This is a genomic window from Candidatus Cryosericum septentrionale (assembly GCF_003570995.1).
Taxonomy (GTDB): Bacteria; Caldisericota; Caldisericia; order Cryosericales; family Cryosericaceae; genus Cryosericum; species Cryosericum septentrionale.
The window spans coordinates 1-15,994 of the sequence record NZ_QXIY01000053.1 but is presented as its reverse complement, the minus strand read 5'-3'; the positions used below and the strand labels follow the sequence as shown (position 1 = coordinate 15,994).

Below are 15,994 nucleotides of genomic sequence, written 5' to 3'. Positions count from 1 at the left end.
CAGATTGTTGCAGTTCCCAGCCGTGCGCAGGTTGTTGTGTTTGCTGCTCTCACCAGTGTCCTCACCTCCCTGCCGTTCCCTGTCCTGGTCCTGCACTCGGACAACGGCAGTGAATTCATCAACGATGAACTGCGGCGGTTCTGTGATGCCCATGGGATTCGCTTCACCCCCGAGCCCTTTTGTTCAAGGCGAGGGGCGTTGTCCGTTCCCGTCCCTACCACAAAAACGACAACTGTTACGTGGAGAGCAAGAACTGGACCCTGGTACGCAGGTGCCTGGGATACCGACGCTTCGATACGAAGAGTCAGCTTGCTGACCTGCAACAGTTGGAGACCCTCCTTGCTCAGCGTGCCAACATCCTCCAGCCTTCCATGGCCCTCCTCGAGAAGATCCGGATCGGGAGCAAGATCCAGAAGAGGTACCATGCTCCCATGACTCCGCTCCACCGACTTCTGCAAGCTCCCGAGGTCAGTGATCAGGCCAAAGCACGTCTCCTGCGTCAACTGGCGGAGATCGATCCTCTCTCCCTGCAGCGGGATATCGGCATCCTGGAGGCACGGCTCCTCCGGAAGACCAGCCAGGATCTCTCCCTCAAGGCCGTGACAGAGCAGACCATTTCGCTATGATTCTAGGTGATGCAATGACTCACACGTTCACGATGATTCCTATATGATGCAATACGGCCGGGAGATGCTGTCTGCTTGTTCATGCAGTCCGTGCAGGCTATACTAATACCATGACCCAGTATGTGCTGAAGAGGTGGAGGGGATGATGAGTGGAACAGTTCTCGTGACTGGTGGCGCTGGCTACATTGGATCGCACACTGTACGGAGGCTAGTACGGAACGGCTACCAGGTCGCCGTGTTCGACAACCTTTCAAAAGGGCACCGCTGGGCCGTTCCACAGGACGTTCCGCTTATTGTCGGCGACATCGCCGACACGGCGCACGTCGCGATGACCATCCGGCAGTTCCACGTGACGAGCATCGTCCACTTCGCAGCCTTCAGTCTTGTCGGCGAATCGATGATTGAGCCTCGCGTCTACTACACGAACAATGTGATCGGTACGCTGCATCTTCTCGACGCCATGCGTGCAACCGGCGTCGACCGCATCGTCTTCTCCAGCTCAGCTGCTGTCTATGGAGAGCCGGCCAGCGTTCCAATAGGCGAGGACAGCGCTTTGGTGCCGACCAATGTCTATGGGCGCACCAAGGTAGTCATCGAGGGAATCCTGCATGACTATGTGGTGGCATACGGGCTGCGTTCGGTCTCCCTGCGATACTTCAACGCCGCCGGAGCCGATCCCAATGGCGGGATTGGCGAGGACCATGATCCGGAGACACATCTGATACCTCTGGTGCTACAGGCTGCAGCCGGCCGGAGATCGTCGGTGAGCGTGTTCGGGAATGACTACCCGACCGCTGACGGCACCTGCGTCCGGGACTACGTCCATGTGAATGACCTTGCAGATGCCCATGTTCTTGCCTTGGAGTCACTCGAACGACAGACGGAGGCCACGTATAACCTGGGAAACGGCGAAGGATTCTCGGTGAGGCAGATCATCCAGACTGCCCAGCGGATCGTGGGGCACGACATACCAATTCTTGAGGCGGGTCGGCGCGCGGGGGACCCTGCAGTGCTCGTGGCGGGCAATCTGCGGGCATGCCGAGAACTGGGGTGGACTCCTCAGCTGGCGGACCTCGAGGCTATTGTCCGGACCGCGTGGAAGTGGGAGCAGCATCGACGAATCCGCTAGTCATGCATGACGAGGATGTCTGATTCCTGTCCATTTGCCCTTTGACCAGTCCGGGTAATGCTGTAGAATAGACAGGCGGTAAGATACTAGACCGACCCGAAAACTGACTCTCGGAGGCACGAATGCGTGGCCAGTACGTCTCGTTAGCCATGAACCTCGTCATTGGGCTATCCTTCTTCCTGTACGGCATGAAACTCCTTGGGGACGGCCTTCAGAAAGCGGCCGGAGACTCTCTCAGACGCATCCTGCAGGCTCTCACGAACAAACCAATTCGCGGAGTGCTGGTCGGTATGCTGGTCACCGGTATCATCCAGAGCAGCGGAGCCACGACGGTTATGGTCGTTGGGTTTGCCAACGCTGGGCTGATGACGCTGAGGCAGGCCATGGGTGTCATCTTCGGTGCCAACATCGGCACGACCATCACAGCCCAGATCATCGTGCTCAAGCTGGACAAGCTCGTGTGGCTCTTCATGGTCGTAGGCGTCATGATGGAGTTCTTCGTCAAGCGCAAGACCAGCAAGGCTGTTGGCGAGGCCATCCTCGGCTTTGGCATCCTGTTCTTCGGCCTTTACTTCATGGCGGACACCCTCGCGCCGCTCAAGGACAGTCAGGGCTTCATCAACTTCCTCGTACGGTTTGGTAAGGTCCCCATCCTGGGCGTCGGCGCAGGAGCCGTGTTTACGGCGCTCATCCAGAGTTCGTCGGTGACCACCAGCCTGGTCGTCGCCCTGGCGATGAAAGGCATGATTACGCTGCCGTCGTCTATCTCCCTGATCCTGGGAGCCAACATCGGAACGACCGTGACCGCGGGGCTTGCGAGTCTCGGCGCCAACGCTACCAGCAGACGAGCGGCACTCACGCACTTCCTCTTCAACTTCATGGGCACGGTCATCATGTTCCCGTTCCTGAAGCCGTTTGCCAAGCTCGTGGAAATCACGGCGTCGACGCTTCCGCACCAGGTCGCCAACGCGCACACGATGTTCAACCTCCTCATGACCATTATCGCTCTCATTTTCATCAACCCATTCGAGAAGCTGGTCATACGGCTCCTGCCGTCCAAGGAGAAGGAGGTCGAAACACGGATCGTCCAGTTTATCGACGAGCGAGTACTTGCGACGCCGTCTGTGGCCCTCTCCCAGGCGACGCAGGAGCTCTACCGCATGGGCCGCATTGCATATGAGATGGTGGACAACTGCAGAATCGCCCTCTTCGAGAACCGCATGAACCTCCTCGAGAACGTACTTGGCAACGAGGAACTGGTGAACTCCATGCAGAAGGAGATCACCGGGTACCTCACGAAGATCACTGAGCACGATCTCTCCGAGGCACAGGGCACGCGTGTCATGGCCCTGATGCATGCAGTCAATGACATCGAACGCGTGGGCGACCATGCCACGAACCTCGTCGAACTCATCCAGATCAAGGACGACAAGAGGCTGAAGTTCAGCAACGGCACCCAGGATGACCTGAAAGTGGAGTTTGCCCATGTTCTTGCGACTCTGGACGAGGCCATGACGGCGTTGCGCGACTATGACGCCGAGCGGGCCAGGCACGTGAAGGACATGGAAGACCGTTGTGACCTGATGACGAAGGAATGCATGTCCCGCAACATCTCCAGGCTGAACACGCATGAGTTGGACCCGCAGGTCGGTGTCGTCGTCGTCGATCTGTTCACGAACCTTGAGCGCATCTCAGATCACTCTGACAACATAGCCGACGTTGTCCTGGGCGTGTACTAGCCGCCCATCGTTCAGGAACACGGTGAGCCCCCGCCTGCAAGGCGGGGGCTTCTCATTTCGAGAGGACTCGCGTCGATTGTCTCACAAACTCGGAGAGAGTATGCTCCTGACCTCGGCGAACACTTCGTCGATGTCGCCCTCAATGGATTCCATGCCTCGAACGAGCTCACCCATCGTCCCGCGGTTGATAGATACGACTGGGCCGCCGCTGAATTGTGGCAGCATTGCGGCAGGATAGACGGTCAGCGACGTTCCGATGGCCAGAAACAAGTCTGCATGGCGGGCCTCCGATTCTGCTTCGTCCATGCCTCGAACCGCTTCGCCGTAGAAGACGATGTCCGGCTTGACCACGCCATCACAGTGATCGCAATGGGGAATCTCCTCGGTGAGAATCTTGTGCTTGAGCTCGTCATACGAGTAGCTGTGTCCGCACTTTCTACAATGCCCCTGCTGGAAGCTGCCGTGTACCTCGATGACGTTCCTGCTGCCCGCTTTCTGGTGCAGGCCGTCGATGTTCTGGGTGATCACAGACTGGAGCAGGCCTTGTTGCTCGAGTTCGGCCAGGAATGCATGAGCTTGTGTCGGCTGGATGCGGTCGACGGTGCTCAGGAAGTCCCGGGCGAATGCGAAGAAGTAGTGCGGGTCTGTGTCGAACCAGTCGATGTCGAACGTCTTCTCGGGGTCATACCGGTGGGTCACGTAGAGCCCGTTCGGCCCTCGGAAGTCTGGGATGCCCGCTGCCGTCGAGATTCCTGCGCCGGTCAGCGCGACGATGTGATGCGACTTCCGGATGAGTCCTGCCAGTTTCTGTGCGTTTATCATATGTTGCCTCCTCACTGTTGCGATGTACAAGACGGAGCCCCGTGGCCCCGGTCTCTAACACATATACAGTATAGCGCTATCGCTGCGTCCCGTTCTGTTCCGGGAACAACAACATTGCCTGCAGGTCTCTTGCGTTCTGCACCGCCTGGCCCCGGTGGCAGTTGTTGGTCATGATGAACATCAGCGGCGCGCTTGCAGCCATGGTGCGGATGGACGGAAGCATCTGCTCCAGTTCCTCCTTCGAGTAGAGGTAGTCATACCGCTCCTCGCGGCTCGCGCCGAACCAGTTTGGATTGCGTCCGTGCAGTCGGAGATAGGCAACGTCGCTGGTGACGGCCGGGACCAGGGGAAGGAGATTGCGCAACTGCGGCTCGTCGACGGCGACGTAGCCAAGATGTTCCTGCCTGAGGAACGTCAGGGCGTCTCCGTTGTGCCAGCTTCGGTCACGGAACTCGATAGACAGAGGCAGTCGGGGCAATAGGTCGTGGGTCGTCAGGAGGAACCTGCGGTTTTCCGGAGTGTCCCGGAACCACGGCGGATACTGGAGGACGACAGTTCCCAGGCGGCCTGCGTCAGCCATCGGTGTCACTGCTTCCCAGAAATCCGTGAACGCGGGTGCCAGGAGGGTGGCGTTCTTGAGTCCCGAGGCCAGGTCGGGGAACGCCGGACGTCCCGGAGCGGCCGGCCTCGTCGCGTTCCATACTTCATGCGTCATGCTTCGATGTGCCTTGACGGTGAACAGAAAGCCAGGCTGCGTCTTCTGCATGAGGGCCTCGATCAGGGGAATGGTGGGCATGTGGTAGAAGCTGCTGTCCAGCTCGACCGCGTTGAAGCCAAGCGTGCGGGCGTAGTGGACAAGGTAAAGCGAGGGGCGCAGGTTGGGAGGGTAGATGATACCTTTCCAGTCAGGGAACGAGTATCCGCATGTGCCGATACGTATCTCTGCCTTCATGGCCACGGTTCCTCCTCGGGTTGCTCTGCCACCATTGCCGGCGGTTCCTCTGTCAGTGTACCGTCCGCCAGCGAATAGTACAGAAGGGCCTCGCGCTCAGGTGGTGCAAGTTTGTTCTTGACCACGCGTACCCGCACCGCAAAAGAAGATGGGTCTCCTTCGTCCATGGCCAGCTGTTCCTGCGTCGTTTTCAGACGCAATGAGGCGAAACTGCGCAAGGCGCCTCCGCCAATGGAAGCAACCGATGCAGGAACAGCCATCAGGTAGCTTCGGCTGAGAAAAAGCATGACACAGTGTCGACGCGTGACCAACGTCGTGAGCTTGCGCAGTGCGCGTCCGACCATCTCGGCGCGTGCCATGTTGAACGGCATGCCCTCAGGCCGGCGTGACGGATTCATGACGATCGCTGAATCCATGACCAGCAAGTCGATGTTGGCCCGTTCCAGAAGTATGGCGGCCATGTCTACAGCGTCTTCCGCTGTATGTGGTTCAAGCAGCAGAATGTCCCGTGCCGATGGACCGGGGTCCAGTGGGAGTTTGGCCGTCAGGCTGTGTTCCAGATCTATCCAGACGACGGTCAGTCCCAGAGCGGCCGTATTCAGGCAACAAGCCAGTGCAAGAGCCGACTTTCCGGAACTGGCTGTTCCGAACAGTTCCGTGATACGTCCACGCGGGTAGCCGCCAATGCCGGTGATGTGATCTATTGCAGGAATACCACTCCCAAGAACTGTTATGGGCGCAATGAACTGCCGGTGGACGATTTCAAGCACATTCCTGGCCAATGGGAGTCTCCTCGACGCGGGGGATGAACCGCAGCCCCTCCAGTCGCTTGACGAGTACTGTGGGGCTACCCTCGGTATTCTGAAGTTCGCCGTACAGGCGCATCATGCGGTTCTGCTTGAGCGCCGCCGCGTACCTGCGCTGCGCATCCTCGAACATGACGGCTTCCACCATGCCGTCTTCGTCCTCCAGCGTGATGAAGAAAACGCGTTTTCCGGACTTGGTGGGTGGAGTCTGGATGCGAACGACGACTCCACGTACCCATACGTTGGACCCATGTGGCCATGTGCGCAGCTGAGTGCTGCGCAGGGCGGGCGCTCGTGCCTGCACGGGCGTGGGCGCGTCCATGACGTCTGCGGTGGCCAAGTCGAGCAGGACGGCCAGGCTTGCTGATACCGGGTAACCGATACCTGCTATCTCCCCCAGGATGGCACGCAATCGGAGGTTGGGACTGACATTCATGACGCGTTCGATCTCATTGGGATCTAGCCCAAGGTCGGTCGCGACCGTCACGGGCGTGCCAAGGTCATCGAAAGCTCCGGCCAGCACCAGGTGCTGCAGCGCTCGCCGGTTGACCCATGTCCGGTCCATGAAGTCGATCGTCGAATTGAAGGGCCGTTTTTCCCGTGCGGTCACGATGGAGATCGCATCCTTTGCAGACAATGTACTGAACATGCTCAACCCCAGTTGCACTGTCATGCCATGTGCAGTCGTCCGGACCATGCTGCATGTCACCAGGGGCTTCTTGATCAGAATATGACAGCGGCGCGCTTCGTCCAGCAGGATAAATGGGGGGTAGAACCCCACAGGCATCGCATTGAGTAGTCCTGCAGTGTACTGGGCCGGCCAGTGTGTCTTGAGGTAAGCGGTGCGATACGCCAGCAATCCAAACGAAGCAGCGTGTCCCTTGTTGAATCCATAGCTGGCGAAGCCCTTGAGCTGGTTATAGACGTGCTGGGCTGTTTCCGGGTTGGTACCTTTGGCGGCAGCGCGTTCCAGAAAGAGCCTCTCGAATCGAGCCAGTTCTGCCTTGGGGGTGTGCTCCGTCATGGTGCGCCGCAGAACGTCTGCCTCGGAGAGAGACAGGTCTGCAACGGTATTGGCGACCTGCAGGACCTGTTCCTGGAAGACGATGACGCCGTATGTCTCTTTCAGAACTGGCTCCAGGCGTGGGTCTTCGAACGTCACCGGAACCTTGCCGTTTCTCCTGGCCAGGTACAATTTGTCCATGTTCATTGCCATGGGACCGGGGCGGAACAGCGAAACATTTGCCATGATATCGGTGTAGCAGACCGGTTGTAACTTGAGCAGCAGGTTGCGCATACCTGGCGATTCAAGCTGGAAAACACCCAGCGTGCGAGCTTCACGCAGCAGGCGGTAGGTCGGCTGGTCGTCCATGGGGATGGTCGACAGACTGATGTCTGTGCCTGTTTCGGCCTGGATCATCGCGGTTGCGTCCACTGCGGCGGACAGGGTGCGCAATCCCAGCAGATCCATCTTGACCAGGCCCAGACGCTCGACATCGTCCTTGTCGTACTGCGTCATGAGACAACCAGTACCTGATGGTTCGAGGGGGATCAGGTCAGTGAGAGGGAAGGGTGCTATGATCAACCCCGCCAGATGGGTAGACAGCGTGCGGGGTAGCCCCATGATGCGCTCGGCCAGGGATATCCAGCGTTCGATGCTCCCATAGGGGAACGTGGCCAGCTCGGGCAGCTTGGCGATGACCTCGCTGATACGGCGGTGACTGTACCAGGGCAAAAGTCGGGTGGCATCGTCAACTTCCTCTTTGCTGTACCCCAATGCCTTGCCTACGTCGCGAAAAGCCCCGCGGATGTTGTACGTGTTCACGTTGGCTACACGGCAGACCCTGTCCTCACCATATACGGCAAACAGTTCGGACACGACCTCGTCCCGGCGCAATGCGTCGAAATCGATATCCACGTCGGGCAGACTCTTGCGACCCTCGTTGAGGAACCGTTCAAACAGCAGGTTGTACTGGATGGGATCGACCTGTGTGGCATCGATGCAGTAGCAGACGATGGAATTGGTTCCCGAGCCACGCCCCGAGTATGCGACCCCTTTGCGCCGCGCTATTTCGATGATGTCGCGTACGATGAGAAAGTACTCATCCATGTGCATGTGCCGGATGATGCTCAGTTCGTGCTCGATGCGCTCCTCCACGGCTGTGGTGACGATGCCGTACTTTTCCCGGGCGCCGGTATAGACGATATCGCGGAGACTGCGTGTTGCCGTTAGTACGGAACTGGGAGTCTTGAACCCGTCCAGAGGAAGTTCCACTCGGCATTCCGCTGCGATGCGTCCGCTGGTAGCCAACGCCTCAGGCCATTCTGTAAACAGTTCCTGTATCTCGTCGGATCCCCTGAACCAGCTCTCGGCGTTGACATGGGATTGCCTGCTGCGGGCGTCGACATCTTCCAGCGAACCAATGGCTAGAAGCATCTCGCGTACCTCTGCATCGACGCGGTGCAAATGAGTAACACCACCGGTGGCGCAAGCGGGCACACCGGTTTCATCGGATAGTCGGCGCATGCGGTACAGCAGGCGTGTGGAGTCGGCAAACATGGGGTTCTGAACGTCGAGGTACAGGCTGTTCTCAAAGAGTGCACTCATCTGTTCCAGCAGGCGACGTGCCTTGTGTGGATGGCGTGTCGACAGAGACTGGTAGAGCAGGCTCTCGGGACTGCCATACAAAGCGACCAGGTGGCCGGCGTACGAAGCCAGCTGCTCAAGAGTCAGGCCCGGATGGACGCGACCGTGTGCCTGGGTACAGGTCACCAGACGACAAAGGTTGCGATATCCCTCCAGATCGCGGGCCAGGACGACGACGTGATCGTCTGGTTCATCGCTGAGCAGTGTCAGCTCGCTGCCAAAAACAGGTGTGACTCCAGCCGAACGCGCCGCACGGTCGAAGCGGATGGCACCGGCCAGTGTATTGCTGTCGGTGATGGCACAGGAGGAGTAGCCCAGTTCGCGGCTGCGTTGTGCCAGGTCTTCGATACGGATGGGGCTCTCATGAAAGCTGAAGCCCGTGTGAAGGTGCAGATGGACAAAGGACATGCCGGACTGCTCATGGTGTCTCTGTCAATCCATCAGCCTGACCATATACCAGTGTCGATGGACGTTGTCTCTCGCGACCGTTGCTATCATCTTGTCGTCGCTCATGATCGTGTAGTAGGTTGCATCCTCCGTATGGTCGGAGGTAAACCGTCCTCTGGTCCACATCTTGAGGACACGGTCTACATGTTTGACCTCGCCACGAAAGACAAAGGCGGCAAGACGGCCGTTTCGTTCCTCAACGTAAAGCAACGGCAGCTTGTCAGACGGGGTTGGTGAGACCGGGAAACCAGATGTGGAATTCATATATTCCTCCTCAGGACAGATGCTCGCGGACAAGGCCGACAACCTTGCCGATAATGCTTACGTCGCTGGTGACAGGAATAGGGTGGTACGCAGGGTTGGCCGGCATGAGAAAGATACCGTCATCTCCCTCGTGCAGCTTCTTAACGGTCGCCTCGTCTCCAAACAGTGCCACAACGATGTCGCCATTGTCTGCGGTCTGCTGTTTGTGGACGACGACGATATCTCCGGGCACGATGTGTTCGTCAATCATGGAGTCTCCTTTAACCTTGAGGCCAAAGTAGTCGGCAGTTGCGGGCGTCGGCGGGGTGACAAAGATCCACTTCTCGATGTTCTCCTCGGCCAGGATGGGGGTGCCAGCCACGACAGTGCCCAGCACCGGTATCATCAGCGATGGGGTGGCCGGTGTACCTTTGATGAGGTCCGGCTGAGGGAGGTACCCCTTGCGTTCGAGTGTCTTGACATACACGACGACCGAGTTGAGGGAGTTAAATCCAAAGTGGCACCGTACATCCTCCAGGCTGGGGCGGAACCCCGTCTGGCGTGCGCGTACCTCGATAAATTCCAGCACGGCTTGCTGCTTGCTGGTCAGCTCTTGCATCATCCACCTCCACTGTACTGTAGGTACTACATGTGTAGTGTACACACTATGCTATAAAAATGCAATAGGTAGGCGAAAGCAAATGATCAGATGGAAACGTATGCAGCAACGCCGGGCACGTGATGTGCCCGGCGTTGTCATCGACTGACAGGACGTGTGCAGAGGGCTACAGGTCGCGGTTGTACATCCCTGCAACACCCTTCATGTCCAGACTGATGAAATACTTCATGATGGCCTCCCTCCTGCGAGAGCTGTCACGCCCTGAATGGGGTCCGCTCGGAGTTCGTCTGCCACTGCCGAAGAAGCTCTCTGCAGATACTCAGTGCTTCCATGCCCAGCCCTTCTCCGCATGCCGTGAGCAGTCTGGCGATGGCTTCGCCAGAGGTGTCTGTGTCCACACGCATGTTCTGGAGGAGCTTGTCTGCTGCGATAGCCTGTTCTTCCAGTGGCAGGACGGCTGTCTGGACTTCGGCGATGCGCCTGGCATAGTCGCTGTCAACCGCGGTCACAAAGAGGCGGAACGTCCAGAATGCGGAGCTCATGTCGAGGTGGTCAGGGTCTCCCGTGGCGTATGGGTCCGGGTATCCAAGAGCTATTTCCATCATAGCCAGTGGATACCACGGCGTGTAGGGAAGCTCGTCGGGGATCCCGGAGGCTCGCCAGACAGTCACGGACTGTGGCCCGGGGGCTTGGCTCCTCAGTTCGGTCACAGAGGATTCCTGTGTGGTCCAGACCGAAATCGGACGCATGGTGGTCTGAGCCACGTTCTTGTGGAAGCTGCCGCTCATTTCCAGAGCCTGCCGAGTGGACTGCCCGTGGGGTGCGACGCAGCGCAGGCACGCCATGACATCACCAAGGGCCACGGGGTGCTGTGGCGCGCATGAAAAGGGCATGTTGTCCAGCGGGAACTCTCGCCCCGTGAGCAGGAAGAACCCGGTCTGTTGCCGGCTGGTGCTCAATGGAGAAGCATTGATCTGGGGCGGTCCGTAGGCCCCCTTGAAATCGAAAGGTTCTGTCCCAGTGGGATCGTACCACCCGCGTTGTATGGCATGGGTCTCCAGGTCCGCCGACGCAAGGAACCAGTCTGTGTTCGCCAAGTCGACCTGACGGGAGATGAGATAGTTTGGCAGGAGGACAACTGCATCGTCGGGAACGCGTTCCGCTAGCCATTCGTGACCCCCGGGGATATGAAAGACCCACGCCGCATGCTGGTCCGCGATCGTGATGATACGAGCATCGCAGTAGCCGTATGCCTCGACAAGCCTCCCCGCCAGCAGGACGCCCTCACGGGCGGAGTGGGCCTGTTCGGCAACCAGTTGTGGCAGGAAGTGGCCGATGCCGCCCCGCTCCAGTTCAGGCTGCTGTTCACGTGTGCCTGCGGCGCTGTCGCAGCAAATACTGACCCCCTCGCTGTTGAGAAAGCTGTCTGCGAAGTCCTGTCCGACCAGCTCTGTCCAGTCGTAGGCCAAGGTGTCGTCGGGCACAGGAAGTTCCAGAGAGGTGTGTGGCTCGCGGTATAGCAGCGTTCCGTCTCTCAGCCGCGTGGCGGCAGGATGTTCACCGGCCTTGACGATGTGGTGACGCACGACCAGCCTGTGCGCGTCATCTTCATTGTGACCGACGACAAGGCAACCCGACTGCGATGCAGACCGGCCGACGACAATCGTCGTGCAGTCCAGTTCATCGCCTTCAGGTTCGGACAGGCGCATCAACGCTGCTCCAGTGTCCGTATGGCATCGGCGATACGGGTCAGACCCTCCTGCACCGTCGAGCGTGGGCATGCGATGTTCATGCGCGCGAAGCCTTCGCCGCCGGGACCAAAGACGTACCCCTCGTCCAGACCAACTCTGGCCTTCTCGCGCAGGAAGTTCGAGAGCTGATGGACGTCCATCCCGAGCGCGCGGAAGTCCAGCCACATCAGATACGTTCCCTCAATGGGCATGACCTTGACCTGCGGCATGTGGTCCTGGACGAACAGTCGGACATACGTCACGTTGCCTTCCAGGTAGTGCAGCAGTTGGGTGAGCCAGTCGTCGCCTTCCCGGAACGAGGCTTCCAGCGCAGTGTACCCAAATGGTGTGACACTGCCCACGGCTCCGTTGATGCGGCGTTGCATCGCTACGCGCATCTTGGGGTTGGGAACGACGATGAAACTGGTGGCCAGGCCCGCAAGATTGAACGTCTTTGACGGTGCCATGCACACGATGCTGTTCTGCTCCAGCTCGGGGCTCAGGGAGGCAAACGGGACGTGGCGCGAACCATTCAGCAACAGTTCGCAGTGTATTTCGTCGGAGACGACGACCACATCGTTGGCCAGGGCGATCTCACCGACAGCCGTCAACTCGTCCCGTGACCAGACACGGCCTACGGGATTGTGCGGGCTGCACAGGATGATCATCTTCGTGCGCGAGGGGCACGTCGACATGCCGGATGTGTGTGGCTGGAAGGCATCTTTCAGCCCGTCGAGGTCCATCACGTACCGGTGGCCGTTCCACTGCAGTTCGTTGTTAGCGACTTGACAGCCATTCTCACGGACGGCAGACCAGAAAGGGTAGTAGACTGGGCTCTGAAGGACGACTTCGTCCCCCGGGCTCGTGAACGCACGCACCGCAGCATGCAGAGCGGGCACGACGCCAGGGGTGAACAGCAGCCAGTCAGGATCGACCTTCCACTGGTAGTTGCGCCATAGGCGCTGCGTAATGGCCTCCAGAACGGACGGACTTGCACATGAGTAGCCGTAGCACTCGTGCTGGGCGCGTCGTATCAGTGCTTCAGTGACTGGTTTTGGTATCGGGAAGTCCATGTCTGCCACCCACATCGGCAAGACGTCCTCACTCCCAAAGACGGTACAGCTCTGATCCCACTTGACGCAACCCGTGTTGTGTCGTTCAAGCCCGTGTTCGAAGTCGTAGTTCATTTTCCTCTCCTTTTTGTCCGGTATGCCGCCATCACATCGACGTGTCTGACAGGGGGCGACCGTGCCTGCAGGCAATCCGTGCAAGTATACCAACATTTTTTTGGCTGGGTACCACCGTGGGGAAGTTCGGACATGGCAGAGCTCGCTGGACTCTGTGTTGGTCTGTGCAACAACGTTGGCATGTTCGATGACGTGAAGCGGCGCGCGCGTCGACGCTGAAGGAGCTCGATCCCGCAGGAATCCGGAGTTAGAAGCGCAGCATGCCCGTGACCGCGAAAGCGGTCAGAGTAGAAGCTATCGTGATGCCAGCTCCCGTGCAAAGCTGTCCCAGTGTGTGCTCCTTGATGTTGATCTTGGCTATGGCGACGAGGACGAGCAGGAGGTACGAAATCGCACCCAGCCAGCCATACCTGATGGTGATGGCTGTCGCAGGGCCTGATACGCCGGCTGCATGACCAGAAGCTTTGTAGTGCAGAAGGTTGATGATCACGAGGCCGACGACCGTGAACATGTAGGACAGCATCAGCGTCAGGAAGAGACGTGCTTCGCGGAAGAAGACAACCATGACAATGGTTCCGATCATGTAGCCCACGATGCTTAAGACGAAGGCCACCTTGCGTTCGCCCTTGTAGTCGCCAGGGTGGCGCACCATGTGGAACCACGCGCTCAGCGGGATGAGGCCAATGCACACCACTCCGGTGAGGCATGCTCCAAGGTTCCGATTCGGTTTGTCCATGAGAAAGAAAAAGACAAATGTCAGAACAGCGACGACAGGTGCGTCCAGGAGGTACGTCCACAGGCGCATTCGTTTCGTTCGGCTCAGCATGATGGCACTCCTTTGATTCTCAATTCTCACGAGCGAGAGATGTAATAAGGAAGTATAGTACAGAATCGGGCGCCGGGCCTTCGCAAGTCGTGTCATTGCCAGACAATCAAGAAGGGCACGCCTGGACAGCTCCTCTTTCTTTATTTACTTCAGACCGTGTTCGGCCAGGTACTTTCTCTCCTTTTCTCGATGCACGACGGTGAGATGGGTCTTGATCTGTTCCCAGCTGGGACCATCAAGGGGATACCAGCGGAGGATGACTGCGCAGGCGAGCAGAAGCACGGCAGGCACGAGGAACCATGCTCGCACGATGCTGGCTTCAGCCGAGGCGTTCTGCATGCCCTTTGCCAATGACTGGTCATAGCCTGCTCGTGACAGGAACCCGAGGAAGACGGCTTGCGCCAGGCTCATAGCAGGCTTGGTGACGAAACTGTTGACACCAGCATACGTGCCCTCCCGCCGTAGCCCTGTTGTGTATTCATCCGCATCGATGACATCGCCATTCATCAGTGGAATGAGGTACATGCCACCGGTAAAGCCCACGCCGATCAACAGAAAGGCGATCATCATCGGAATGAGCTGGTGAGGGAACAGGAGGCCGACGACGCACCCGATGCCGAACATGAAAGCAGACACGCGCACACAGCATTTGACACCCCAGACGTCACGACGGTCGAGGAACAGCAGCAGGCCCAGGACTGCCCCGACAAAGAGCGAGCCAAGGGTGAGGGCGGTTCCCGTATTCTTTGTGACGCCCATGTTCACCTCGTCATAGTAGTAATAGATGCCTTGCATGAGCTGGTTCTGGACATAGATGACGGTGAAACTGATGGACTCGAACACGACAAATGACTTGTTGCGGAAGCAAGCACCCAGAGACTTCCAGAAGTTGAACTGTTCCTCTTCCTGTTGGAAGTGGTTCTCCTTGTAGAAGAAGGTGCTGGCATAGATGACCGCCGCCATGAGGATGCCAAGACCGACCATGATGAGTCGGTAGGGTGTGGCATCTTGGCTGGGTCCTGGCTGGATGAGCCCGATGGCGATGGGGAAGGCAGTAGAAATGAGGCTGAAGCCGATCTTCCAGATGAAAATGCTGCTTCGTGCCTTGTTGGAGACTGCCATTTCATATGGCATAATGTAGACGGCAGTTGCAATAGCCGTATAGAGCGCGTCGAACAGGAACATGCCGACCAGCATCTGGATGAACAGTGCCGTCTGGTTGCCCTTGAACCCAGGCAGGACGATCCAGAAAACTGCAAAGGCGACTGCGTACAGGGGGGCCCCATACCGGATGTAGGGAATACGGCGCCCGAGTCTGCTCCTGGTGCGGTCACTGATGTACCCGAACAGTGGGTCGTTGAAGGCGTTCCAGATGCCGAAAAGCAGCCACACAATGGAGGCAAGGTGTGGGGCCAGCCCCATGACGCGCGTGAAGTAATAGGTCAGCGCTGAGCCTTCGGCGACCGAACAGAGGATAGCTGTGGCGCCGTCAGCTGCTGATACCCAGATGCGACCGTGGACAGGAACAGTCTCTTCGTGAAGTGTTTCCCCCGATACAGGTCCTGGAACTTCTCCGGCGGTTTGTATGTTTCTGCCCTCGAGCCCCGGCTGGTTATTCCTTTTGTTTTCCATATCGGTCCCTCCGCTTTTGGGTCCCACTGGACCCCAGGATGCGGTCAGTATACCCGCCCAACGGTGAGCGTTACCGCCGGGCAGATTTGCAGGACTACTTAATATTATGGCACGAAATCCAAAAGCAGCGCTAGTTTTTCGAGGGGCGTTAGCCCTGTCCGGTGCATGCGGTGTTAGCCGTACAGAGGTTTTATCTTGGCCCATGACTGGATTCGAGATTCAACAGGTATCGCTTGCGCCACAACCCACCACCATAGCCGGTGAGGTTACCATCTGCACCAATGACTCTGTGACACGGAATAATGATGGCTATGCGATTATCTCCATTCGCTTTTGCTACTGCCCGGATCGCACTGGGAAGGCCTATGGTTTGAGCCTGTTCTTTGTAAGAACGCGTTGAACCGTAAGGTATCGTCTGCAATGCGGTCCATACTCTTTGCTGAAATGGTGTTCCTGGCAGCACCAGGGGAACGTCAAATTCTCTTCTCTTTCCAGAAAAATACTCTTCCAATTCACTGCTCAACTTGTCAAAGTGTTTGCAGAAACCAGGAACACATTTGGCATTCAACAACTTGCTCAATCTCTTCAA

Annotated in this window: 14 protein-coding genes; 3 read left to right on the top strand and 11 right to left on the bottom strand. The window is 58.1% G+C overall.

The window, feature by feature from the left end; all coding sequences use genetic code 11:
* The first annotated feature begins 239 nt into the window (after window positions 1-239).
* From SMC1_RS10170 to SMC1_RS10160, 3 genes are all read left to right on the top strand, one after another.
* Window positions 240-626: a hypothetical protein gene (locus SMC1_RS10170; RefSeq protein WP_126855225.1), complete on the top strand. Its 387-nt coding sequence runs from the start codon at window positions 240-242 to the stop codon at window positions 624-626.
* A 145-nt stretch (window positions 627-771) separates the two neighbouring features.
* Window positions 772-1,755, top strand: coding sequence for a UDP-glucose 4-epimerase GalE (galE, locus tag SMC1_RS10165; protein ID WP_119086653.1), 984 nt, complete (start codon window positions 772-774; stop codon window positions 1,753-1,755).
* Window positions 1,756-1,877: 122 nt separating this feature from the next.
* The gene (locus SMC1_RS10160; RefSeq protein WP_119086652.1) at window positions 1,878-3,494 is read left to right on the top strand and encodes a Na/Pi cotransporter family protein; all 1,617 of its coding nucleotides are present in this window, start codon (window positions 1,878-1,880) and stop codon (window positions 3,492-3,494) included.
* 81 nt (window positions 3,495-3,575) lie between these two features.
* Here SMC1_RS10160 and SMC1_RS10155 read toward each other — a convergent pair whose 3' ends face one another.
* From SMC1_RS10155 to SMC1_RS10105, 11 genes are all read right to left on the bottom strand, one after another.
* Complete coding sequence (locus SMC1_RS10155) at window positions 3,576-4,316, bottom strand: SIR2 family NAD-dependent protein deacylase (RefSeq protein ID WP_119086651.1); 741 nt, start codon at window positions 4,314-4,316, stop codon at window positions 3,576-3,578.
* 76 nt (window positions 4,317-4,392) lie between these two features.
* Window positions 4,393-5,268, bottom strand: a complete 876-nt coding sequence (locus SMC1_RS10150; RefSeq protein ID WP_126855224.1) for a DUF72 domain-containing protein — start codon at window positions 5,266-5,268, stop codon at window positions 4,393-4,395.
* Window positions 5,265-6,050: an ATPase domain-containing protein gene (locus SMC1_RS10145; protein WP_165849446.1), complete on the bottom strand. Its 786-nt coding sequence runs from the start codon at window positions 6,048-6,050 to the stop codon at window positions 5,265-5,267. The genes SMC1_RS10150 and SMC1_RS10145 overlap by 4 nt, the downstream gene beginning before the upstream one ends.
* Window positions 6,031-9,129, bottom strand: a complete 3,099-nt coding sequence (locus tag SMC1_RS10140; RefSeq protein ID WP_119086648.1) for a DNA polymerase III subunit alpha — start codon at window positions 9,127-9,129, stop codon at window positions 6,031-6,033. The genes SMC1_RS10145 and SMC1_RS10140 overlap by 20 nt, the downstream gene beginning before the upstream one ends.
* Before the next feature lie 24 nt (window positions 9,130-9,153).
* Window positions 9,154-9,432: a hypothetical protein gene (locus SMC1_RS10135; RefSeq protein ID WP_119086647.1), complete on the bottom strand. Its 279-nt coding sequence runs from the start codon at window positions 9,430-9,432 to the stop codon at window positions 9,154-9,156.
* Between the two features lie 10 nt (window positions 9,433-9,442).
* Window positions 9,443-10,033 (bottom strand): transcriptional repressor LexA, encoded by a 591-nt coding sequence (gene lexA, locus SMC1_RS10130; protein ID WP_119086646.1) that lies wholly within the window; start codon window positions 10,031-10,033, stop codon window positions 9,443-9,445.
* A gap of 251 nt (window positions 10,034-10,284) precedes the next feature.
* The gene (locus SMC1_RS10125) at window positions 10,285-11,739 is read right to left on the bottom strand and encodes a C69 family dipeptidase (RefSeq protein WP_165849445.1); all 1,455 of its coding nucleotides are present in this window, start codon (window positions 11,737-11,739) and stop codon (window positions 10,285-10,287) included.
* Window positions 11,739-12,947 carry a MalY/PatB family protein gene (locus SMC1_RS10120; RefSeq protein ID WP_119086644.1) on the bottom strand — a complete coding sequence of 403 codons (1,209 nt, stop codon included), beginning with the start codon at window positions 12,945-12,947 and terminating at the stop codon, window positions 11,739-11,741. The genes SMC1_RS10125 and SMC1_RS10120 overlap by 1 nt, the downstream gene beginning before the upstream one ends.
* Window positions 12,948-13,194: 247 nt before the next feature.
* Window positions 13,195-13,773, bottom strand: coding sequence for a hypothetical protein (locus tag SMC1_RS10115; RefSeq protein ID WP_119086643.1), 579 nt, complete (start codon window positions 13,771-13,773; stop codon window positions 13,195-13,197).
* A gap of 144 nt (window positions 13,774-13,917) precedes the next feature.
* Entirely contained in the window at window positions 13,918-15,405 is a 1,488-nt protein-coding gene (locus tag SMC1_RS10110) for an MFS transporter (protein ID WP_165849444.1), read from the bottom strand.
* 190 nt (window positions 15,406-15,595) lie between these two features.
* Window positions 15,596-15,994: methylated-DNA--[protein]-cysteine S-methyltransferase (locus SMC1_RS10105; RefSeq protein ID WP_133299420.1), on the bottom strand; the 399-nt coding region annotated here is incomplete at its 5' end.

Coding starts and splice junctions, on each gene's coding strand:
- galE (WP_119086653.1), top strand. CDS start 772: ATGAGTGGAACAGTTCTCGTGACTGGTGGCGCTGGCTACATTGGATCG.
- SMC1_RS10160 (WP_119086652.1), top strand. CDS start 1,878: ATGCGTGGCCAGTACGTCTCGTTAGCCATGAACCTCGTCATTGGGCTA.
- SMC1_RS10155 (WP_119086651.1), bottom strand. CDS start 4,316: ATGATAAACGCACAGAAACTGGCAGGACTCATCCGGAAGTCGCATCAC.
- SMC1_RS10150 (WP_126855224.1), bottom strand. CDS start 5,268: ATGAAGGCAGAGATACGTATCGGCACATGCGGATACTCGTTCCCTGAC.
- SMC1_RS10140 (WP_119086648.1), bottom strand. CDS start 9,129: ATGTCCTTTGTCCATCTGCACCTTCACACGGGCTTCAGCTTTCATGAG.
- SMC1_RS10135 (WP_119086647.1), bottom strand. CDS start 9,432: ATGAATTCCACATCTGGTTTCCCGGTCTCACCAACCCCGTCTGACAAG.
- lexA (WP_119086646.1), bottom strand. CDS start 10,033: ATGATGCAAGAGCTGACCAGCAAGCAGCAAGCCGTGCTGGAATTTATC.
- SMC1_RS10125 (WP_165849445.1), bottom strand. CDS start 11,739: ATGCGCCTGTCCGAACCTGAAGGCGATGAACTGGACTGCACGACGATT.
- SMC1_RS10120 (WP_119086644.1), bottom strand. CDS start 12,947: ATGAACTACGACTTCGAACACGGGCTTGAACGACACAACACGGGTTGC.
- SMC1_RS10115 (WP_119086643.1), bottom strand. CDS start 13,773: ATGCTGAGCCGAACGAAACGAATGCGCCTGTGGACGTACCTCCTGGAC.
- SMC1_RS10110 (WP_165849444.1), bottom strand. CDS start 15,405: ATGGAAAACAAAAGGAATAACCAGCCGGGGCTCGAGGGCAGAAACATA.